Genomic DNA, 22,230 nt, shown 5'->3' on the forward strand with positions numbered 1-22,230 from the left:
ATTAACCTACCGCCCCTTCTAAGCTTATACCTAACAATTTAGTGGCCTCCACTGCAAATTCCATAGGTAATTCTTTTAAAACCTGTTTACAAAATCCATTAACAATCATAGAAACGGCATCTTCGGTATCGATACCGCGCTGCTGGCAATAAAACAATTGCTCTTCACTAATTTTTGACGTGGTTGCTTCATGCTCTACTTGTGCTGTTGGATTTTTAACTTCAATGTAAGGAAAAGTATGCGCTGAACATTGGCTACCCATTAGCATGGAATCACACTGAGTATAGTTACGCGCATTAGTCGCTGTCGGTGTAATGCGAACCAAGCCACGATAAGCATTATGTGAACGTCCTGCACTGATTCCTTTTGAGATAATAGTAGAGCGAGTATTTTTCCCCAAATGGATCATTTTAGTACCAGTGTCGGCTTGTTGGAAATTATTAGTTAACGCAACAGAGTAAAATTCTCCAACAGAATCATCGCCCTGCAAAATAACACTAGGATACTTCCAGGTAATTGCAGAACCCGTTTCAATCTGTGTCCAAGAAATCTTAGATCGCTTACCACGACAAGCCCCACGCTTGGTTACAAAATTATAAATACCTCCCTTACCCTCTTTATCGCCAGGGTACCAGTTTTGTACCGTTGAATATTTAATTTGCGCTCCATCTAAAGCCACTAATTCAACCACAGCAGCATGTAATTGATTTTCATCACGCATAGGTGCAGTGCATCCCTCCAAATAGGATACATAGCTGTCAACATCAGCAATAATAAGCGTGCGCTCAAATTGACCAGTAGATGCCGCATTAATACGAAAATAAGTAGATAACTCCATAGGGCATCTTACACCCTTGGGGACATAAACAAACGATCCATCACTAAATACAGCAGAGTTCAACGCAGCATAGAAATTATCTCTATAAGGAACCACTGATCCCAAGTACTCCCTAATCAAATCAGGATATTCGCGTACTGCTTCTGAAAATGAACAAAAAATTACCCCTTTTTCTGCTAATTTCGCTTTAAAGGTTGTTGCTACAGAAACGCTGTCAAATACAGCATCAACCGCGACACCAGCCAACATTTCCTGCTCTCTTAGGGGGATACCCAATTTCTCATAGGTCTTAAGTAACTCTGGATCCACCTCAGCCAAGCTTTTGGGTGCATTCTTCTTACTTTTAGGGGCTGAGTAATAGGAAATAGATTGGTAATCTATAGGAGGATAGTGCACACTAGACCACGCCGGATGAGGCATAGTAAGCCAGTGTCTGAATGCTTTTAATCGCCACTCGAGTAAAAATTCGGGTTCTCCTTTCACTGCTGACAAACGGCGAATCACCTCCTCATTCAACCCAGGAGGAAAAGTTTCTACTTCTATGTCAGTTACAAAACCATGTTGATATTCTCTATCGAGCAGAGAATTTAATTGCTCACTGCTTTTAGCCACGACTTACCCCACTTGCTAATTCTCGAACTCGCTCAACATCCTTGATTGGAAGAGTTGGTTTTGCCAATGCATCCAAACTGACACTATCAAGAGCAGCTTCTATCGCATGGCTAATTAAGCGCCAATTTCCCTGAATAGCACATACTCCCTGTAAAAAACAATCGTTTGGTTGCAAACTGCATTCCGTAAAACCTCTATGCTCCTCTAAGGCAAATATAATTTGAGAAACAGATATCTCAGTAGCCGGCCTTTGCAATCTATACCCTCCAGAAACACCACGTACAGAGGTTAATAATCCTGCTCCCGTCAAGCGTTTTAGTAATTTACTTACAGTCGGTACCTTTAAATGGGTATGTAAAGCTATATCTCTCGCATTACACAATTCTTCTGTGTGTTTGGCTAGATATACCATCACAACTGTTCCATAATCGGCTAATTTACTGATGCGCAGCATAACACCCCTGCAACGAATAATCTAGTACCAAATTAGTCTTATTTTAGATAAGACAATAACGTTTTATGAGATTAAGAAATTGGCAGGTGCTTATTGATGCCATTCCGTCTTATTATCTGAACGTTCGTTATCTGGTACTATTCTCTTAAAATAAAAATTTATTACCCATAGTATAAATATAGTACTAAATTGGTTCTATATACGACAAATAGTAAATTTTACCTTATTGGCAAGGAAATACGCAATTAAAATCTTCTCTATGCCATAGTAAAATAATCTTGATAAACATCAGCAAACAAATAAAAATAAACAATTATATTATGTTTTCAGGAGCAAGGATGACTCATGACACTGAATTAAGCGAATTAATGCAAGCAGTAGCTAAAAAAAGCTTGCAGATTATAACAGACTTAAAAGAAAAACCGATTCCTCTTCCTGCATTGGTTAATGAATATATTGATCTGACAGAACATTTCCAAAATTTAATCGCTATCATCTTAAAAAATCCTGAAAAAGTATGGCGAATGCAGTTAAATTACTTGGAAGATGCCTTAAGCTTGGCTCAAGCCCAATTTAGCTATTGGCTTGAAGGGAAGCCCATGCCAATCAATGACCAGCGTTTTAGCGGAGAAGACTGGCTCCATAATCCATTTTTTAATCTGTTAAGCCAACATTACCTCTTAGCTAATGAACACATGAACTCTTTGCTGGAAAATATGGAATATGGCGATGAAATTTTAGCTAAACGATTACGTTTTTTTACTAGACAATACATCGATGCTTTGTCGCCAACTAACTTTATTCACACTAATCCCCAGTTGATTGCAGAAACATTACAAAGTCATGGTAAGAACTTATTGCGTGGGTTGCATAACTTACTGTCCGATGTGGAAGCCGGCTCCTCAAGACTGATCATTAAAATGACCGATACTGAGGCATTCAAAATTGGTGAGAATCTTGCAACAACTCCAGGTAAAGTCATATTTCGTAATCCCATGATGGAGTTAATTCAATACTCTCCGCAAACTCAAAAAGTAAAATCAGTTCCTCTGTTAATTATCCCTCCCTGGATTAATAAATACTATATTTTAGATTTAAGCCCGCATAATTCTTTAGTACGCTGGCTAGTAGAGCAGGGGATTACTGTCTTTGTTATCTCTTGGGTTAATCCCGATGGCGCTTATGCTAATAAAAATTTTTATGATTATTTAAATGAAGGCCCTCGCGAAGCGATCTCTGTAATCCAAAAACAGTTGAATATTAAAGAAATTAATACGCTAGGATTTTGCATAGGAGGAACGCTCCTCGCTACTCTTTTAGCTTTTAATAAGGCACATCAGGATAATTCCATTCGAAGTGCAACCTTCTTAGCTTCAATGATTGATTTTAGTGATCCAGGTGACATTGCTGTTTTTATAGATGAACAGCAAATTAATAACCTTGAAGATGAGATGAAGTCTAAGGGTTATCTCGCTGGGAAATTTATGGCTTCTAGCTTTAATTCATTGAGAGCAAATGATTTAATTTGGTCTTTCTTTATAAAGAATTACCTACAAGGCAAAAACCCAGTTCCTTTTGATATACTTTATTGGAACGCTGATTCAACTAATATGCCTGCGACTATGCATTCTCAATATTTACGTTGGATGTATTTGCATAATGACTTAATCAAACCTGGAAAAATTCATCTCAATCATACTCCTATTGATATAACCAAAATTGATATCCCTACTTTCTTTTTATCCACTCAGAAAGATCATATTGCTCCCTGGAAAACGACTTATAAGGGATTTGAGATAATGAATGGTCCAAAACAGTTTGTTTTAGGAGGGTCCGGCCATATTGCAGGCATTGTTAATCCACCCTCTTTGAAAAAATATGGCTATAGAACTAATAGCAATACCAACCTCACTGCAGAAGAATGGTTTGAGCAGTCAGAAGAACATTCAGGATCATGGTGGCCTGAATGGTTAAAATGGCTTAAATCACATTCTGGAAAAAACATTAATTCTCTCGACATAAGCCACCTGAATTTTGCTCCTTTAATGGATGCACCAGGAAGTTATGTGCTCAAAAAATAATGCCATTCTTTAAAAATTACCAATAATGATTAAGAGCATAAAGATCTTATTTTCTCCACCAACTCCCTATTCTTACCAAAGTCAGAATGCCCCATAGTTGCACTTGAAATAACATTTCCATTAGCATAGATACATAACCAATCAACAAAATGAAATACGCGACTTTGTCTGTAACCTATTAAAAAAGAGACTTCTTGTTTCTGAATTTTCAACTCAGGAACCCTGCTTTCAATACAAGAAACTAATTTAGAGATAGCCTCAACCTTTAGAGGAGCAATATAATGCGAACTAGACTCACTTACCAAACTACTAACCCAATTAGGCTTCTCTTCAGGCAATTTCCCATCCATTAACCCTTCTGGCATTTCTCTAAAATTAATTTGGGGGAATAAATACATAATGAGCACAAGTGCCGCGATTATGATAAATATGATATATAGAAATTTCATTTATACCGTTTCCATGCTTTCTTTCTGCCTAGCAAACTGCCGATCAAGAGATATATAATCAATTTTCCCTGAGGGCAATACAGGGATCTTACATCCTGAATAAATAGTATGGGGAACTAATAATTCTGATTGTCCTTTTTCGTGTACTTTTTTTATAAAAGACACTTTATCAGCATGTTCCGCTTCGGTAAACAGAATAATCTGTTCTCCTTTTCTTGGACACTTCTGAACAATAGCCGCATTTAATAATTCAGGCCATATTGAAGCGGCTATACCCTCAACTGCTGTAAGTGATACCATTTCCCCCGCAATTTTGGCAAACCGTTTGGCACGCCCGGCAATAGTAATAAATCCCTCAGAATCAATGGTTACTATATCACCGGTGTCATGCCAGCCATCTCTAGGAGCTATAATTGCTCCAGGTTTGTCTTCACTAATATACCCCAACATGATGTTAGGGCCACGCAGTTTTAAACGACCGCCTTGTGCGATTCCCTCCACAGGCTCTACTTTTGCTTCCATAAAAGGTAAAATCATACCCACACTGCCCAACATTGATGCTAAAGGACAATTCAGTGATATCACGGTGATGCTTCTGTAGCCCCATATCCTTCGTAAATTCTTGCCCCAAAAGTTTCACTCCAATATCGAATAGTCTCTGGTTTTACTTTCTCAGCCCCTGCAAAAATGTAGCGGACACTATTGAAATCGTGCTTATCTGCTGCTCGTGCGTACCAAGTTAAAAAAGTATCTGTACCAAACATAATTGTAGCCCCTGTCTGATAAACCAATCCAGGAATTACCTTGTAATGCAGTGGGGAAGGATAAAAAAAGCAGCTTAAACCATTCACTAATGGAAGCACACTTCCAGCTGTAAGACCAAAACAATGGAATATAGGTAAAGAATTAAATAATACGTCTCTATGAGTAAAATCTACCCTGGATGTCATCTGCCAACAATTGGCTAATAGATTGGAATGACTTAAAGCAACACCTTTCGGTCTCCCTTCAGAACCTGAAGTAAAAAGCACGACCCCAGTTTGATTAGGTGATACTTTTTCGCCGAGTAAATGATAAGTTAAAGCTGGAAATGCACCTTTAAGCAATCCAGAAAGCTTGTTACCTAAGTTAATAGTAGGCTTAAAATCTTCTAAATAATGAATTTTAATACCTGCTTGTTGTAGCTCCTCCACTAAAGTTTCCAATTTAGCAGTTTCTATAAATTGCCTTGCTGTATAAATTAGTTTAATCCCAGAGGTATTGCAGGCAGAATACAAGTTATAAAAGCCCATGCTAAAATTCAACATAGCTGGGATACGTCTATAAGCTTGTAAAGCAAAAAAAGTAACCATGCCTGCTATGGTAGTTGGCATCATCACTCCCACATTCTCTCCTGGTGCTGTTTGCTTTTTAATTTGGCGTCCCAAAATGAAACAGCGTGCAAGAAACTGTCTATATGTTAAAGGAGTTCGGTTACTGTCTTCTATTTTTGCATTATTTTTAACTCCTACACTAATCCCTTCAATTAATGCTGAAAATAAAGAATTAGGATGAAAACTGTTTGCAAAAGAAAAATCACTTATTAGGCGAAATAAACGCAAGCTCACTGCCGATCGATTAACTGGCGTTTTTTTCTCCTGCGCAAATTTTTGAGCAGCCAATACATGAAGAGTAATTTTGGGAAACAGCCGTATACGATGCTTATTCTTACTGATAGAAAAAATACTATATTCAGCCCCTTCGATACGAATAGGTATCACCTCAGCGCCAGACTTTTGGAGCACGACACCAGGACCGTCAAATACCTTTAAGCTGTCTTCTTGTTGTCTTAATAAGCCCTGTGGAAAAATAACACAACGTTTACCCGAGCGGATTGCCTTAATTAGAATTCTTACAGCTTGGGAACTATTAGGATTAATAGCAATCACTTCGGCAAAAAGCAGCAACATTTTTACCCATATTTTTTTAAACATCTTGGGATGCAAGACTAGAGTCAATTGCTCAGGTAAAAATACAGAGAGTAGCAAGACATCAATTACTGAAGTTCTATTAGCGATAATGACAGAATGAGTACCTGGTTGATATTGCCCTTTAACTTCAATTCTAAACCATTTTGCCAAAAACGCTTTTATCCATTTCCTAGCTCGTTGCTTCTGTTTTTCCTTCCAGGTTAAATAGCCCATATTTTTGTTTCTCATCAATTCGCATTAGTTATATGTTTATAACTTATTTTGCAAGATTCAAGATGATTTGGATAGTCCTTTCTGAGCAATAAGTCCTCTTGCCATTTTAAGAATGAAAAATCGCTTTTTTCTTTCACTATGTTTGAATTAGATTTAGTACATTGCTAATGATAACTTGCAGCTAGATAATTCCTGTAATAAAGTGGCGATATAATTAATTAAAAATAATACCACTATTAAGATATTTTGCTTCATTTTGGCCATCATTGCTTTAATTATCTGTGCAGTGGCCTTTCAAAATTTCTCTTTGGAGATCATTGATTACATCGACGATCTAGGCTGGTTGGCGCCTGTTCTTTTTCTAATTGTTTACTGCCTAGCAACCCTGTTGCTTTTGCCAACTATGGTGATTACTCTTGCAGGTGGAGCTATTTTTGGACCAGTATTAGGTACCCTACTCAACTTATTGGGCGCCACCACTGGTGCAGCCATTGCATTTCTAATAACAAGACATCTAATTTATGATTGGTTCTCACGTAAAGAAAATGGAAAACTAAATAAATTAATTGCTGGTGTAGATCAAAAAGGCTGGATATTTGTTGCCCTTTTGCGCCTATTCCCAATTATTCCCTTTAACATAGTAAATTATGGTCTTGGAGTGACGGGAATCACATTCCGCATATATCTAATAACTACTTTTATTTTTCTAATTCCTGCAGAAATTATTTACACTTATTTTGGCTATGCTGGTATGGATGCCTTAACAAATCCTAGCCATTTTTATAGAAATGGCGGTATTGTGCTTACTGGTTTAGCTATTTTCTTTTTATTAATTATTAATCTTTTGAAAAAGAAATCATAGGATGATTTTTGGCTTAGGATTGCTAACACTCATCCTGATTTAATAGAAATACTAATTGATCAATAATAGGGTGATTTACCTCAAAAACAGCTTGATCCAGTGAGAGTACTCTTCTGATTCCCTGTAAACTATTCGTTAAGAAAACGGCATCAGCTCCTTCAATTCTTTTTTTAGTTAGAGCTGCTTCTTGGACGATAATCTCATTCTGCTGGCATAATGCAATTAATCGTGCTCGTGTAATGCCTGGCAAAATACCATCTTCTATTCCAGGCGTATATAAGATATTATTTTCAATTAAAAATAAATTAGCGCAGGTTGTCTCAGTAGCATGATTTTCCATGTTAAAAAATAAAGCATCATCCGCTCCGCACGCGACTGCTTGTCGTTGTGCAATAATTGCTTCCAAATAATTAACTGACTTTAACCTATAAATTGGATTATTCTTATCCCTTAACCAAGCTACACTAATTAATCGAATAGGATGTTTTTGGAGTGAATAATTAAAGGTCTGAAGTATTAAGTGGCTAACTTGTCCTTGTTCTGCTAGGCCTCTTGGGGCAGGACCACCACTTAAAATAGCTTTAATTCCTCCGTGATACAAATTGTCCTTTTTAATTTTTTGAATGAGATATTCGAGCCAATCTTCAAATGAAATTTCAAAAGGAATACCTAATTGGCATGCTGAATTGTTTAGTCGTTCCCAATGCAAATGAGCGAAACAGGGTCTGGAGCTATCGACTCTAATGGTTTCAAATAGCCCCTCCCCCAGAAAAATGCGATCATTTATTTCAAATGATGGCGCTCTATCCCCTTTTTCTTCTAAAATACGAGTAGACATTAATAATCCATGAAGTCTTTTAATTCATCCTGTAATCGCTTCTCTTCTAACATATTTTCCAACCGTCTACGAGCATCCAAACTGACACCCGACGTCTCCACAATCTCGGTATCAACTTCAACATCATCAAAATCATCAACAACTTCAATTACTTCTTCTTCATCTTCTTCAAATAAGTCACTCATTATCTTTCCCTCAAAGAATTAAAAAGCAACATTCATCAGATCTCTTTTGAACACGCTGCAAAGCAGTCAGTATGAATGGGCACGAAGCACAGAACCAAAATATAACAAGCTAGTACAAGATTCGATCATCATACCGACAAAGCATTACTCAATGCAGTAGAATTTCGAAAGAGATCTGATGGAACTAAATTCCAGGACGGCTATATACCCCATTTTTAATTTTTTGCCTAGTAGTTTTTAATTAATTTATATAAAAAAAGAAGTCTAGCATTTCCACTAAGTATTTATAAATCAGAAAATATACACAAATATGTATTAATATATACTAATAGCTGAACTTTGAACTTATAATAATAAGAAAAGAATAAGCGATATTAAACTATGTCAGACCAATATAAAATTGCTCTAAGAAATACAATAAAGCAAGTACGTTCTAAACTCTCTGTCTCCTACAGAACGACATCCTCTAATCAAATTTGTACGCGAATCCGTTCATTGGAGCAATACAGACAAGCTAAACGAATAGCATTATATTTTGCTGTCAATGGAGAAGTGGATTTAACCCCTCTCTGGAAAAGTGCCCCTCTACAAGGTAAATTTTGCTATTTTCCAGTATTAAATAACGATTTAACCCTTTCTTTTTTACCAGCTACTCCCAATACTCCCTTTAAAATGAATAAATACAACATCCCAGAACCTGACGTAGATAAGGAATTGGCATCTCCTGTTGATGAGTTAGACTTAATTATCATGCCATTAGTGGCTTTTGATGCTCATTGTACTCGTTTGGGAATGGGGGCAGGATATTATGATCGCACTTTGGCAGATAAATCTAAAGCACACCTATTAGGTGTAGCTTATCAATTTCAAAGAGTTGATTACATAGAACCACAACCATGGGATGTTCCTTTGGATGCTGTAATCACACAAAAAGCCATTTATTGGCGAAGCCCAATTGCATAAATAATGAACAATAAATTTATTTTTTTCCTGGAATAGTACAAATAGCCTACCAAGCGATCAGGCTAAAGAGCATCTATACCAACTTCCCCTGTCCTCACTCTCACAACCTGCTCTAGAGCATAAACAAATATCTTTCCGTCACCAATTTTACCTGTGTACGCTGACTTACAAATCGCTTCTATTGCTGCTTCGACCATGTTATCAGGTAGAGCCAATTCAATTTTAATTTTAGGAAGAAAATCCACTACGTATTCAGCCCCTCGATATAACTCCGTGTGCCCCTTTTGGCGCCCAAACCCTCTTGTCTCGGAAATAGTGATGCCTGGCACCCCTATTTCCATTAAAGCTTCATGAACATCATCAAGTTTAAAGGGCTTGATGATGGCTGTAATCATTTTCATATTTGCTCCATAGTGTTAGATAGCTATAGTCGTTATCAAACAGTTTTGTTAGACTGTTAGCAAAAACAATCTGGAGTAATCATGTTTGACACCAAGCAATTCGACGAATTAGCTCATAAGCTTTTCGCTGCTTTACCTACCAGTCTACAAAATTTTGAAAAAGACATTCAACAGAAATTTAAAGAAGTGTTGCAATCTACTTTCAGTCGAATGGATCTGGTGACCCGTGAAGAGTTTGATGTGCAATGTAAAGTACTTGCCAGAACAAGAGAGAAACTGGACCAATTACAACATCAAGTGGAAGACTTAATAAAGCAACAAGAAAATATGAAATAATAATTTTTAATCTCTGTTTGACATTTGATAGATAGCGATAAAAAACTTGATTTTTGATCAAAGGAACTGAAAATCAAGGTTTTTTTAACAAAAATAGTAGAAATGTCAATAGACCCTGTCGCAAATAGGAAATTTTGTCGATATGTCCAACACCAAAAAGGAAAAGCCTCTATGAATCTCGCATTCACTAAAACAAGAAGTACTATTGGCATATTAGCACAGCCTGTATCAGTAGAAGTCCATCTGTCCAATGGGTTGCCGAGCTTTACCATTGTGGGGCTTGCTGAAACTGCTGTTAAAGAGAGTAAGGATAGAGTACGTAGCGCCATTATCAACAGCCAATTTGAATTTCCATGTCGTAAAATCACAGTGAATCTTGGACCTGCTGATTTACCTAAAACTGGAAGTGGTTTTGATCTGCCAATCGCTTTGGGAATACTTGCTGCGTCAGACCAAATACCCCTTGCTAGCCTGGCTAATCATGAATTTATAGGTGAATTAGCCTTGAGCGGAGAACTGAGAGGGGTTTCTGCGATTATTCCAGCTGTTTTAGCCGCTCACAATGACAATCAGCAACTGATTATCGCTACTGCCAATGCTACTGAAGCTTCACTAACAGGATGCCAGAACGTTTTAACTGCTAATAATTTGAGAGAAGTCTGCAGCTATCTATATCAAAGCACCTCTTTACAAAACCTACCTCCCAGACCTGCTCCTCTACCAGACATTCATGAATTAGATTGGTCAGATATTAAAGGACAATATCATGCTAAAAACGCTATGATTATTGCGGCTTGTGGCGGACATAGTGTTCTCTTAAGTGGTGCGCCTGGGAGTGGAAAAACAATGCTTGCAAGAAGATTCAATACATTACTACCTGAACTTTCCAAAACCGAAGCTCTAGAATGTGCTGCTATTAATTCCATTCGTGGGAAATTGCCCGATTTCAGGGAGTGGCGCTCTCCTCCTTTTCGAGCGCCACACCATACGGCTTCCCCTATTTCATTGGTAGGCGGAGGGAATCCGCCTAAACCTGGTGAGATTTCATTAGCTCATCATGGAGTATTATTTTTAGATGAATTACCTGAATTCAACAGACAAGTGTTAGAAACACTTAGAGAGCCATTAGAATCAGGACATATTTGTATCTCAAGAGCTGCTGCACAAATTGAATTCCCAGCTAAATTTCAGTTAATTGCAGCAATGAATCCTTGTCCATGCGGTCAATGGGGAAATGCACAAGCCAACTGTATGTGTACGCCTGATAGAATCAGCCGCTACTTAGCAAAATTATCGGCTCCATTGCTAGATAGAATCGATATGCACATCACAGTTCACGCAGTCCCTCAGGAAGAATTAATTAAACCGAATACTGATCCTGAAAAACAAAGCCCTTCCATCAGAGATAAGGTAACCCAAATACGGGAGATACAAATGGCTCGTCAAAATTGTATCAATGCCAATTTAGGTTCTAAAGCCTGTGAAATAGTCTGTGAATTAGGTTCATCAGAACAATATTTTCTTGGAGAAGCAATGAGCAAATTAAAATTATCAGCTCGTGGTTACCATCGGTTACTAAAAGTTGCACGAACTATTGCAGACATGAGTGATAGCAAAAAGGTCAGTCTACCCCATTTGCAGCAAGCATTGTCCTACAAGCAAACACTGTCATTTCCTAAATAAAATTAGATGTGTTGAATAATTAGAACATTGGTAGTGAAAATTACATGAATTATATACTCAATACTTGGCCTTATCTATATGATGCCTGAATTACTGCTATTTTGTTATTGAGATACAGTTGGCTTACTACTGCGAATCGTAGTTGCCTGCAGGTGTGATGGCGCAGCAAGATTTTCAAGAGACCGCTCGAGGTCTTTTGTTCTCACCTTATCAATGGCTTCTATAGCCGATAAATCAATAGCCGCGATGCTTCGTACGTACGTATTGCAAATCGCCACACCCATGCGAGCCCACGCACCATACTTATACCATCCGCGAAATAGTGCAAATGAAACCCCCAGCGCAGAATTTTCCTCAAAAGGCGTAGGGGTAAACCATGCCTCACAAGCCCCAGTCAGCAAGTCATAAAACTTAAGCTGTCGTTCTAGATTATCTGGATTAGCCGCATCCAATAAGGCTGGTTTCTTGGCCACCTCTTCAAATGAACGCTTGGGATGACAATATTCCTGAACAATATGGGCAGGTAGCTCTCTCTGAGGAAAACCAATTTTTATCCAGAGTGCGTGTAGATCTTTCCAATCCGTATAAGTTGCCTTGAGACTTTGATCATACTTTTCAATATAAGTTCTTAATGCATTCTTTAAGGGAGTTAAATCAAAATGTGCGCTTCGATACACTTTACCCTGTTGAGTGTAGGTTAAGCCTTTTGGTTTTTTAAATAATCCAGGCCCTTGATGCCCTTCTATGACCTGAACCCGCTTGAGTATCTCAGACCTGGTATTTTCACCCATATACTTCTCTAACATGCGGCACATATGGGTGTCTTTAGCCCACCAGGCGTATTCATAAGCACTGCAGGTGAAGGTGCGACCAGAATAGTCAGTAAATGATCTATTCTGAGCAAGCAAAAATTCTTGTGCCAAGCCTAGTTCTTTTCTGAGTAAGGCTTCGGCCTCATCCTGCTGTCCATAAGCCACATGCTGTAAGAAGGCTTTGATATCAATTTGGAGTTTAAAATCAGGCCGCTCTAGAGCCAGTTGTCTTAAAAGAGTCTTTCTGACCTCTGGGTCTTTGTGGCTATTAACTCCTTCGTATAAGGCCAGCAATGCAGTAGGGTCCATGATCGTAGTCTTGATTTCTACTTCCTCTTGAATTAACTGGTTTTTATGGTGGATTTCTGTGTTTAAGGTGCTTGCATGAGTGCACATCCTCTGCAAAGGTTGGGTCAATTCTTGGGGTAGTGCAAAGAAGGGTGAGCTTGCAAACTTGGCAAAACTCATACAGATATTCCCTTGGTGGATGACAAAATCACCTTTCTTTTGGGTGTCTAATACGAAAAACTCATCAAAATGCGGGGAGTCTTTGATTTGAGAATAGAGTGTTACAAAGGTTTTTTTAATAGCCTTAAAATCCTCCTGGGTGAAGGAGGTATTAAGTTTCAGTTCTGTGGCATGTGTATTCATCCAAGCAAGCGCAATTTCCTCAATATCGTCGTGAGCATTTTGTGCTCGGACCAGTGTTTGGGCAAGGCTGTTGCTTAAATCCGGATTGCTATCCAGGATTTGTCCAAAATTGGTGTCTTTGCCTATAATGCCTTGTGATGCCGCATAGATATTGGTGAAGCCTAATAAAAATTGAGTGGCTATAGACCAGTCTTCTGCTTGAGTTAAGGTATTGAAGGGCGATTCGATTTCAGTATCAAATATATTGGGAGCACAGTATCCTAATAAGGTTTCTATGTAATCTTTGGGTGCTGTTGTTTGGGGATTAAAGTCCATGGCCTTATCAATATCTTGTTGATTGATGAATGTACCTTGTTGGTTTTAGTAAAATCAACGTCTACATTCAGGAGGACCTTTACTGTGTTTTGCAGGATTTGCCTTAAGCATTCAAAATCAACGGGTGTTTCAGGGGGCATTAACTGCGCTAATGTCTGGCGAATCACTTGCGATTTTAAATCCCGAGCCTCATAGGTTAATGGGGTATAGGCTTGAATAAGCGCTTGTTGTAACGGGGATATCACATGTTCTATTTGCCTTGCTTCACTCTGATGCGCCACACTAAAAACAGGATTAGCTGCTTCTGAGCGAAGAAATCCATCTTCCTCTGTGGGGCGTAGCACCATGCTGTATAAATTGGAAGTGTTCCTATCTTGCATCATCGACTCTAAAGGTCTTGGGTAGCTGGGAAACCCCTTGTTTAAACACTCTAATTCCCGATGGTGTTCAAGATGGGTAACTGCTTTTAGGTATGCCTCAATCTGGGTGAGTCGTTCTTGCTTTTGTTGGACAAGGACTGAGTCAGCGCCCAATAGGCTTAAGTCACTTTTCAACGCCTCCTTATATGCTAATAGCTCGCCTTTAAGCGTGGCCTTTTTGTTTGAATTACTGCCCTTGCCAAAAAACTCTTGCAGGGAATAGACCGTCTTGCAGGTGTTGTCTAGTCCAATGACTGCCCCACTGACTACCGGCATAAACACATGCACGATGTTTTCTGAGCTGACATAAAGATATTTTGCTGATAAGGGTTCTTTTAGAGGTAGCTTCATGGTTTTTAGGTTTTATTTGGTCTATCTGAGTTGTTGGATAAAACCATAAAAAATTGAGAATGACATTTATTATTACATTTTTTTTGCCACCAGTGACTCAAGAATAGCCATTCGTGCGTAAACACCATTAGTGACTTGTTTCAAAATAAAGGATTGACTGCTGTCAGCGACATCGTCATCGATTTCAACACCTCGATTGATAGGCCAGGATGCATCACCATAGCATCAGGCTTTGCATAAGATAAACTTCTTTGAGTAAGTGCAAAATTATTTCTATAAAACTCCAAATCTAAATGGTCATCCTCTAGCAAACGTTCTCGCTGCACACGTAAACACATAATAACATCAGCATCTGCTAAACCATCTCTTAAATTATTAGTAATTCTACCATAATGCACTTGTTGTGGCTGCCAGATTTCCGGGGAAATCAAAACCAACTCCCCAACACCTAATTTTTCACAAATGCATTGAAAAGAATTCGCAACACGAGAGTGTTTAATATTTCCCAAAATAGCAATTTTTAATTTGCCTAATTGTGGCTTTTGTTCAATCACAGTCACCATATCGAGTATTGCCTGACTTGGATGGGCATGAGTTCCATCACCAGCATTTACTATATGGGCTATATTGTCTAATTTATTTGCTAAATTTTGCTGTAATCTGTCCTGCTTATGACGAATCACAAAATATTGAATACCCATAGCCGCCAAAGTTCTAATGGTATCTTCTATGACTTCACCTTTAGTCTCGGATGAAGTCTGAAGATCCAGATTTACAACAGTCATTGATAAATGACGAGCAGCCAATTCAAAACTTGTTCGAGTTCGTGTACTGTTTTCATAAAATAAATTAGCGACGATATGCTGAGAATACGAAGGATAATGTGTTTGCTGTTTAAAATATAAAGTCCTTTGTAAAAGAGCTTCAATTTGTTCGCGTGATAATTGGCTAATTTCAAGAAAATGCTTCATATTCCCCCATTAGATCTTCTTTTATACAGTCACAAAAATAGCACATTTAATTTTGCTATACGCTCATCATTTGAATTCTTCTGGCTGTTGCAACCATTGCTCTAGTATAACACAAGCTGCTATGCTATCTACCTCTGTCTTTTTAATTTTACGATATCCACCTTGTTCAAATAAATGCCCTCTTGCTTCAACAGTTGAAAGGCGTTCATCTACTAAATATACAGGTAAAGTAAATTGCTTATGCAATTGCTTTGCAAAATGACGAGCAGCTGATGTGGTATATAATTCCTTCCCATCAATGCAAGTAGGCAACCCAACAATTAGTGCTTGAGGATTCCATTGCGATATCACTCTTTGGATAGCGTTCCAATCGGGCACACCAGCTTTGGCATTAATAGTTGATAAAGGAGAAGCACTGCATGTTAGCCGTTGCCCCACTGCAACCCCAATTCGTTTGTAGCCAAAATCAAAGCCTAAATAGACAGCGTTAGGCATGACCGGCATCAGAGGACAATTGATTCATCTTGACACCTAATGCCAACCCTGCATATTCCCAACGATCTTCAAAAGGTACTTCATAAAGAATTTCAGATTTATAAGGACAGACTAACCAGGTATTATTCATAATTTCTCTTTCTAATTGTTGTTCCGTCCATGCGGCATAACCTAAAGTAATTAATACATTTTCAGGTCCTTCATCATAAGCTATGGCACGAATAATATCATTTGAAGTGGTAACCGTCACCTCGTCCTGTAAAAACAAACTCGAGCGCCATCCACCCATTGGTTTATGAATAACAAATCCTCTCTCAGGTTGAACAGGCCCACCAAATAATAAAGGCCATTTATTTTTTTCCACTCGAATTGGTTCAATTTCCAACTGTTCAAAAACAATAGATAATGGAAACTGCAAAGGCCTGTTAATAATTAATCCTACTGAACCCTGCTCATGATGTTCGCATAAGTAAACTACTGACCTTTCAAAGTTTGGATCTTTTAATGAGGGCATGGCAATCAATAAATGATTAGCTAATGAATTGATAATTGCCATAAGAAAGCCCCCCGAAAATTATCTCTGCTCACTTTAATTATACACCATTAATGCTTTTAATTTTTACATATAGATTAATTAATAATCTGATTCGTTGATTGTTTGATTTACAGTCAATTATGAAAAAGAACCTGAGAAAAAAATAAGTAGTGGTTTTGTTCCTAAAAAAGTTTGGGTATAATTGCCAAATCTGTTCTCTGAGATCAAAAATTATGGGTAGTATTTTTAATATGTTCGGGCCTTCTCCAATAAAGCCCATAGAACAACACATACGAAAGGCACACCAATGTGCAAAACAATTGTACCCTTTTTTTGAGTCTGTGCTTAAAAACGATTGGGACACAGCAAATAAGATCAAGAATAAAATCATCTCTATTGAAAAAGAAGCGGATATAATAAAGCGTGATTTACGCCTGCATCTCCCCACTGGATTATTTTTACCAGTTGCCCGTACTGACATATTAGAATTACTCAGTGCTCAGGATAAAATTGCTAATAAAACGGAAGATATCGCTGGTTTGATTATAAGCAGACAAATGACGATACCTCCAAAATTAGTTCCAAGTTTTATGCCTTTTTTAAGCCGATGCCTTGATGCTTCAAAGCAGGCCTGTACAGCAATTAATGAATTAGATGAGTTGCTTGAAACAGGATTCAGAGGCAGTGAAGTTAGAATTGTTGAAGAAATGATAGTCAAGCTAGATGAAATTGAACATGACTGCGATGAAAAACTAGCGGATATTAGGCATAAAATCTTTGAATTAGAACAGGAACTTCCTGCTATAGATATCATATTTCTATACAAATTAGTCCAATGGATTGGCGAATTGGCTGACCATGCCCAGACGGTTGGTGGTCGACTTCAAATTCTCATTGCCCGGTAGTTATTAACTCATGGATTACTCAATTTTCTTACTTTTTTCTGCGCTAATTCTTTGCTTTCTTATGACTTGGGGAGTTGGTGCTAATGATTTAGCTAATGTTATGAGCACAACAATGGGCTCAAAAGCAATAACAGCTCGTCAAGCCATGCTTATTGCCATCGTTTTTGAATTTGCAGGAGCATTTTTAGGTGGCAGTGGTGTCACTGAAACTATGCGTGATGGAATTATCAACACCAGCCAACTTTCCAATGAGCCTTTAATCCTCATCGAAGGCATGTTATGTGTTTTATTCGCCTGCACCATCTGGATGAATCTTGCGAGTTATCTTGGCGTTCCTGTATCCATAACCAATGCCTGGTAGGTTCTATGGTTGGTTTTGGTACTATGGTTCTAGGTACTGACGCAATACATTGGAATCAAGTAATCCGTATTGCGGTAGGATGGGTCACATCACCCATGATTTCCGGAATTACAGCTTATGCCCTATTTATCAGTATTCAGCAAACCATATTCGTAAAAAGCAATCCCCTCACCAAAGCTAAACTATACATTCCAATTTATCTTTTTTTAATCGGTTTTATTCTATCCTTTATTACTGTATTTAAAGGACTTAACCATTTTGATATTCATTTAAATTTAAAGCAGGATTTAGCTGTTACTTTAGCAACCAGTATTATTCTTACCATCATAGGCATGATCTTTATTAAGCGTATCCCTGAACATCATAAAATTAGACGTAGAGAACGCTTTATCCAAGTAGAGAAATACTTTGCTGTATTAATGGCATTGACTGCCTGTGCTATGGCTTTTGCTCATGGTTCAAATGACGTTGCATTAGCAGTAGGCCCATTGAGTATCGTACACAGCCTGGTAATGCATTCTCATCAAGCCTTTGATGCGGACAATTACCCTTCTTGGATTATTTTATTAGGGTGTGTTGGTGTAGTAACAGGCTTACTTATGTATGGAAGAAAGGTCATTGAAACTGTAGGTAGTGCTATTACTGCGTTAACCCCTAGCCGCGCCTTCGCAGCAACACTTTCTGCCGCAACTACTGTCGTTGTAGCCACAAGTACTGGAATTCCAGTTTCAGCAACTCAGACCCTGGTTGGAGCTGTATTAGGCGTAGGTCTGGCAAGAGGTATTGGTGCCTTAAATCTCATTGTCATTCGTAATATTTTTATGTCGTGGGTACTCACATTACCCGCTGCATCAATATTAACGATTTTATCTTATAAGCTTTTGCATGCTTTGTTAGGGTAACTGTTTTCGACTTCAGAGGAATTCCATATCTGGATTATCTTGAGCAAATACTTGTTTGGCTAACCCCAATTAAAAATACTAAATTTTTAGATTAGTGTCCCGACCCATCTCACTAATAACCAACCGCAAACAAATTAATTTCATATTCAAAATAGTTAAAACTCTTCCCAAATCACATTTTGCTCTATTTTATAGTTTTTATCGTCGCGCATGCGGGCAATTCGCTCATGCTTTTGTATTTCTTGAAGTTGTGACGCCGTTTTCTTATGAGTAGCATCAAATTCAAATAAAAATTTATCATAAGGACTGACATAAGCTTTATTTATATCATCTTTATTCATAGCTCATCCAAAATAACTTTATTCAAAAAAGTTATTTTATCTCTTTTTCATCTAAGTTACCATTAATCTTCTTTAGATAAGATAAAGGTCATATTATGAACTTAAAAAAAGCAGAATTGCATGTGCATCTAGAAGGAACTATTTCTCCTAATCTGGCTAAAAAACTAGCAAAAAGAAACAATTTAACACTCCCAAATGGACTTATTGCTCCTGATGAGAAAAGCTACTTGTCGAAAGATTTCCTGGATTTTCTTAATGTTTATGATACCTTAGCATCCGTAATCAAAAATCCACAGGATTATTATGATATTACCTTTGATTATTTGAAATCCAATGCGCAAGAAAATGCCATCTATATTGAGATGATGTATTCACCAGATCATGCAGAAAAATCCAGTGGAATTCCTTCAAAAGAGCATCTGGTAGCCATTCAACAAGCTATCGATGATGCCAAAAATAAATTTGACATAGTAGGACGTATTATTATTACTGCTGTACGCCATTTTGGGGTAGAAGCATGTGAACGGGTTGCCAAACAGGCTGGGATAGACAAGCTTCCTTGTGTGACAGGATTTGGGTTGGGGGGTGATGAAGCAAAATTTCCTCCTAAACTATTTACCAAAGCTTACCAAATCGCAGCAGCCTCAGGTTTTGAGTGCACTGTCCATGCTGGTGAGTTTGACTCAGCAAGAGGAATGGAAGAGGCAATGAAACACCTGCCAATCAAAAGAATTGGGCATGGTGTCAAAGTAATATATTCTCCTGATGTCATGAATATGGTTAAGGATAGAGATATCGCATTAGAAGTTTGTCCTACAAGTAATATTTTTTTGGGTTTATTCAAAGACATGAACAGCCACCCTTTCCACAAACTATATGAAGCAGGTATTAAAATCAGTATTAATTCCGACGACCCTCCTTTTATGAATACAACGCTCGCCCAAGAATATAAAAAGGTCCAAAAATCCTATCGGTATAGTGATGATACTATGAACAACATCACAAGGATGGCCATTGAATCGGCATTTATTGATGAAAAAACCAGGAAAGAACTATTAGCAAAACTAAATTAAGTTTCTATTTTATTTCTCCCAATACTCACTAGACTTCATTGCAGTAGAGTTTTCTAAAGAAGTCTAGTGAAGTTCTACTCTTTTAGAACCATTCCTTGTATCAATCTTCAAAATACTATAGATTGTTATAAAACCTACACTGATTAATTCTCTTGGTAGACTGAATGCTACCTGTTACTATTATTTTATTTCTTAAATTATCTATGAAAAAAATACATTTTGATCTTATTGTTCTTGGTGGCGGTAGTGGTGGAATAGCCAGTGCAGTACGTGCAGCACAACATGGTGCTAAAGTAGCGATCGTTGAACAAAATCACATAGGGGGTACCTGCGTTAACTTAGGTTGTGTGCCCAAAAAAGTCATGTTTAATGCCTCCATGATCGCTGAGACACTTCATAAAGCTGCTGACTATGGTTTTTCCTTAGAAAGCACAAAATTAGATTGGGAAAAATTAATCAATAAGCGCAATGCCTATCTTGAACGTCTAAGAGAAAATTACACAAAACGGTTATCTCAATACCAAATCACATTGATTAAAGGCAAGGGCATTTTTCATAATCAAAATTCTATCACAATCGATCATACCATTTATCAGGCTGAGCATATTATTATTGCAACTGGAGGCGAACCAGCGCTACCTGCAATCAATGGCATCAAACATGCTATTGATTCGGATGGTTTTTTTTCCTTAACCAAATTACCTGCTAAAGTAGCAGTCATTGGTAGTGGTTATATAGGAGTAGAACTTGCAGGAATTCTGAATACACTTGGAAGTGAAACTCATTTGCTAATGAGAGGCACAAGGCCATTAAGTCGATTCGATCAACTAATTGGTGATACCTTAATGGAAATTATGCAGCAACAAGGAATTTATATTTATAAAAATCATAAAGCTCAAGCAATCCACCTACATAGTGATGGAAGAAAAAGCATCTTCTGCCAAAGTGGCTCTGTTATTGAAAACATTGATGTCATTCTATCTGCAGCAGGTCGAAACCCCAGAACAAGTGATTTGAATCTTGGCAAAATAAAAGTAAAAACCGATGAAAAAGGATTGATTCTGGTCGATAAATTTCAAAATACCTCTGTGGAAGGGATCTATGCTATAGGAGATGTCACTAATGCCCCAGCCTTAACACCTGTTGCAATAGCGGCAGGAAGACGTTTGTGTGACAGAATTTTTGGTAATCAACCCGATGCTTGTTTAAATTATGATAATATTTGCTCAGTAATATTTAGTCATCCGCCAGCCGGCTCTGTAGGTTTAAGTGAGCATGAGGCTATTGAAAAATATGGTAAGAATAAAATCAAAATATACCAAACACGTTTTATTCCTATGTATGATGCATTAAGTATTGAAAAAACTCCCACAGCCATGAAATTGGTTACCTTGGGCAAAAAGGAAAAAATCATTGGGTTGCATATCATAGGATATGGTGCCGATGAAATGTTACAAGGATTTGGCGTTGCAATAAAAATGGGAGCATGCAAGAAAGATTTCGATAAAACAGTTGCAATTCATCCAACTAGCGCTGAAGAGTTGGTAACTATGGTATAAATATATGAATCATTCAATTCGAAAATTTCAAGATAAATATCCTAAATTAGGGGAAAGAGTTTATGTCGATCCGCAAGCTGTTGTCATTGGAAATGTAACTTTAGGAAATGATGTCTCCGTCTGGCCTATGGCTATTGTTCGCGGTGATGTAAATTACATTCAAATTGGCAATTCTTGCAGCATCCAAGATGGTGCTGTTCTTCATGTAACCCATGATGGCCCTTATACTCCAGGTGGTAGACCATTGATTTTAGGTCAAGGAATTACAGTAGGCCACCAAGCTGTTTTGCATGGCTGTACTATAGATGAGTATTGCCTAATTGGAATGGGGGCTCTTCTTTTGGACGGAGTCCATGTTAAGCAACATGTTATTGTTGCGGCAGGTAGTGTAGTAAGCCCTGGTAAGATATTAGAGAGCGGTTATTTATATTTGGGCAATCCAGCTCGTGCCCATAGAAAATTATCTTCACAAGAAGTAGAGCACTTGCATTATTCAGCTCAACATTATGTCAAACTTAAAAATAAATACCTGGATTTATAATATTTGATAAAAAAAAGATGTTAACCTCACAAGGGCCGCTTTAGTAAAAAAGCCTGGCGATGACCTACTTTCGCATGAGGAGACCTCACACTATCATCGGCGCTGATTTGTTTC

Annotated in this window: 18 protein-coding genes and 4 pseudogenes; 10 read left to right on the plus strand and 12 right to left on the minus strand. The window is 37.9% G+C overall.

Translation table 11 applies throughout. From position 1 onward, the window contains the following. Position 1: 1 nt before the first annotated feature. Together sufB and OK13_RS07305 are read right to left on the minus strand one after the other, a co-directional pair. Positions 2-1,450, minus strand: a complete 1,449-nt coding sequence (gene sufB / locus OK13_RS07300) for a Fe-S cluster assembly protein SufB (RefSeq protein ID WP_035889420.1) — start codon at positions 1,448-1,450, stop codon at positions 2-4. Beyond that, positions 1,443-1,904: an SUF system Fe-S cluster assembly regulator gene (locus OK13_RS07305; protein ID WP_035889422.1), complete on the minus strand. Its 462-nt coding sequence runs from the start codon at positions 1,902-1,904 to the stop codon at positions 1,443-1,445. The genes sufB and OK13_RS07305 overlap by 8 nt, the downstream gene beginning before the upstream one ends. 338 nt (positions 1,905-2,242) lie before the next feature. Between OK13_RS07305 and OK13_RS07310 the strand changes: the two genes are divergently transcribed. Then, the gene (locus tag OK13_RS07310) at positions 2,243-3,985 is read left to right on the plus strand and encodes a PHA/PHB synthase family protein (RefSeq protein WP_035889428.1); all 1,743 of its coding nucleotides are present in this window, start codon (positions 2,243-2,245) and stop codon (positions 3,983-3,985) included. 29 nt (positions 3,986-4,014) lie between these two features. Here the strand turns inward: OK13_RS07310 and OK13_RS07315 are convergent, their stop codons facing one another. Both OK13_RS07315 and OK13_RS07320 read right to left on the minus strand, forming a co-directional pair. Further along, positions 4,015-4,434: a DUF1499 domain-containing protein gene (locus OK13_RS07315; protein WP_035889431.1), complete on the minus strand. Its 420-nt coding sequence runs from the start codon at positions 4,432-4,434 to the stop codon at positions 4,015-4,017. Further along, positions 4,435-6,617 (minus strand): annotated as a pseudogene (locus OK13_RS07320) (AMP-binding protein). 217 nt (positions 6,618-6,834) lie between these two features. Here OK13_RS07320 and OK13_RS07325 point away from each other — a divergent pair. Continuing rightward, positions 6,835-7,479: a VTT domain-containing protein gene (locus tag OK13_RS07325; protein ID WP_052117614.1), complete on the plus strand. Its 645-nt coding sequence runs from the start codon at positions 6,835-6,837 to the stop codon at positions 7,477-7,479. Between the two features lie 22 nt (positions 7,480-7,501). Here the strand turns inward: OK13_RS07325 and OK13_RS07330 are convergent, their stop codons facing one another. Both OK13_RS07330 and OK13_RS07335 read right to left on the minus strand, forming a co-directional pair. Next, positions 7,502-8,317, minus strand: a complete 816-nt coding sequence (locus OK13_RS07330) for an aminotransferase class IV (RefSeq protein ID WP_035889437.1) — start codon at positions 8,315-8,317, stop codon at positions 7,502-7,504. Further along, positions 8,317-8,502 carry a PA3496 family putative envelope integrity protein gene (locus OK13_RS07335; protein ID WP_035889442.1) on the minus strand — a complete coding sequence of 62 codons (186 nt, stop codon included), beginning with the start codon at positions 8,500-8,502 and terminating at the stop codon, positions 8,317-8,319. Before OK13_RS07335 ends, OK13_RS07330 begins: the two co-directional genes overlap by 1 nt. A gap of 381 nt (positions 8,503-8,883) precedes the next feature. On the opposite strand from OK13_RS07335, the gene OK13_RS07340 reads away from it, so the two are divergent. Further along, the gene (locus tag OK13_RS07340) at positions 8,884-9,465 is read left to right on the plus strand and encodes a 5-formyltetrahydrofolate cyclo-ligase (RefSeq protein WP_035889444.1); all 582 of its coding nucleotides are present in this window, start codon (positions 8,884-8,886) and stop codon (positions 9,463-9,465) included. A 62-nt stretch (positions 9,466-9,527) separates the two neighbouring features. Here the strand turns inward: OK13_RS07340 and OK13_RS07345 are convergent, their stop codons facing one another. Continuing rightward, the gene (locus OK13_RS07345; protein WP_035889445.1) at positions 9,528-9,866 is read right to left on the minus strand and encodes a P-II family nitrogen regulator; all 339 of its coding nucleotides are present in this window, start codon (positions 9,864-9,866) and stop codon (positions 9,528-9,530) included. A gap of 81 nt (positions 9,867-9,947) precedes the next feature. Here OK13_RS07345 and ubiK point away from each other — a divergent pair, with 81 nt between their 5' ends. Both ubiK and OK13_RS07355 read left to right on the plus strand, forming a co-directional pair. Further along, on the plus strand, positions 9,948-10,202 hold the full coding sequence (ubiK, locus tag OK13_RS07350) for a ubiquinone biosynthesis accessory factor UbiK (protein ID WP_035889447.1): 255 nt from the start codon (positions 9,948-9,950) through the stop codon (positions 10,200-10,202). Between the two features lie 171 nt (positions 10,203-10,373). Then, entirely contained in the window at positions 10,374-11,885 is a 1,512-nt protein-coding gene (locus OK13_RS07355; protein ID WP_035889450.1) for a YifB family Mg chelatase-like AAA ATPase, read from the plus strand. A 104-nt stretch (positions 11,886-11,989) separates the two neighbouring features. Here OK13_RS07355 and OK13_RS07360 read toward each other — a convergent pair. The 4 genes and pseudogenes from OK13_RS07360 to OK13_RS07375 form a co-directional block, all read right to left on the minus strand. Continuing rightward, positions 11,990-14,433, minus strand: a pseudogene (locus OK13_RS07360) (SidC). A gap of 72 nt (positions 14,434-14,505) precedes the next feature. After that, positions 14,506-15,404 (minus strand): annotated as a pseudogene (locus OK13_RS07365) (aspartate carbamoyltransferase catalytic subunit). Between the two features lie 66 nt (positions 15,405-15,470). Next, positions 15,471-15,899 (minus strand): Holliday junction resolvase RuvX, encoded by a 429-nt coding sequence (ruvX, locus tag OK13_RS07370; RefSeq protein WP_035889453.1) that lies wholly within the window; start codon positions 15,897-15,899, stop codon positions 15,471-15,473. Further along, positions 15,892-16,455, minus strand: coding sequence for a YqgE/AlgH family protein (locus OK13_RS07375; RefSeq protein ID WP_035889455.1), 564 nt, complete (start codon positions 16,453-16,455; stop codon positions 15,892-15,894). The genes ruvX and OK13_RS07375 overlap by 8 nt, the downstream gene beginning before the upstream one ends. 212 nt (positions 16,456-16,667) lie before the next feature. Here OK13_RS07375 and OK13_RS07380 point away from each other — a divergent pair, with 212 nt between their 5' ends. Next, on the plus strand, positions 16,668-17,339 hold the full coding sequence (locus OK13_RS07380; RefSeq protein ID WP_035889459.1) for a TIGR00153 family protein: 672 nt from the start codon (positions 16,668-16,670) through the stop codon (positions 17,337-17,339). Between the two features lie 10 nt (positions 17,340-17,349). Further along, positions 17,350-18,602 (plus strand): annotated as a pseudogene (locus tag OK13_RS07385) (inorganic phosphate transporter). Between the two features lie 155 nt (positions 18,603-18,757). Here OK13_RS07385 and OK13_RS07390 read toward each other — a convergent pair. After that, positions 18,758-18,943, minus strand: a complete 186-nt coding sequence (locus OK13_RS07390; RefSeq protein WP_035889462.1) for a CBU_0585 family protein — start codon at positions 18,941-18,943, stop codon at positions 18,758-18,760. A 95-nt stretch (positions 18,944-19,038) separates the two neighbouring features. Between OK13_RS07390 and OK13_RS07395 the strand changes: the two genes are divergently transcribed. The 3 genes from OK13_RS07395 (at position 19,039) to OK13_RS07405 (ending at position 22,116) form a co-directional block, all read left to right on the plus strand. Then, positions 19,039-20,016, plus strand: coding sequence for an adenosine deaminase (locus tag OK13_RS07395; protein ID WP_035889464.1), 978 nt, complete (start codon positions 19,039-19,041; stop codon positions 20,014-20,016). 203 nt (positions 20,017-20,219) lie between these two features. After that, positions 20,220-21,575, plus strand: a complete 1,356-nt coding sequence (gorA, locus tag OK13_RS07400; RefSeq protein ID WP_035889471.1) for a glutathione-disulfide reductase — start codon at positions 20,220-20,222, stop codon at positions 21,573-21,575. A 4-nt stretch (positions 21,576-21,579) separates the two neighbouring features. Further along, positions 21,580-22,116 (plus strand): gamma carbonic anhydrase family protein, encoded by a 537-nt coding sequence (locus tag OK13_RS07405; protein WP_035889465.1) that lies wholly within the window; start codon positions 21,580-21,582, stop codon positions 22,114-22,116. Positions 22,117-22,230 lie beyond the last annotated feature (114 nt).

This window comes from Legionella norrlandica (assembly GCF_000770585.1).
In the GTDB taxonomy this organism is placed as follows: Bacteria; Pseudomonadota; Gammaproteobacteria; order Legionellales; family Legionellaceae; genus Legionella; species Legionella norrlandica.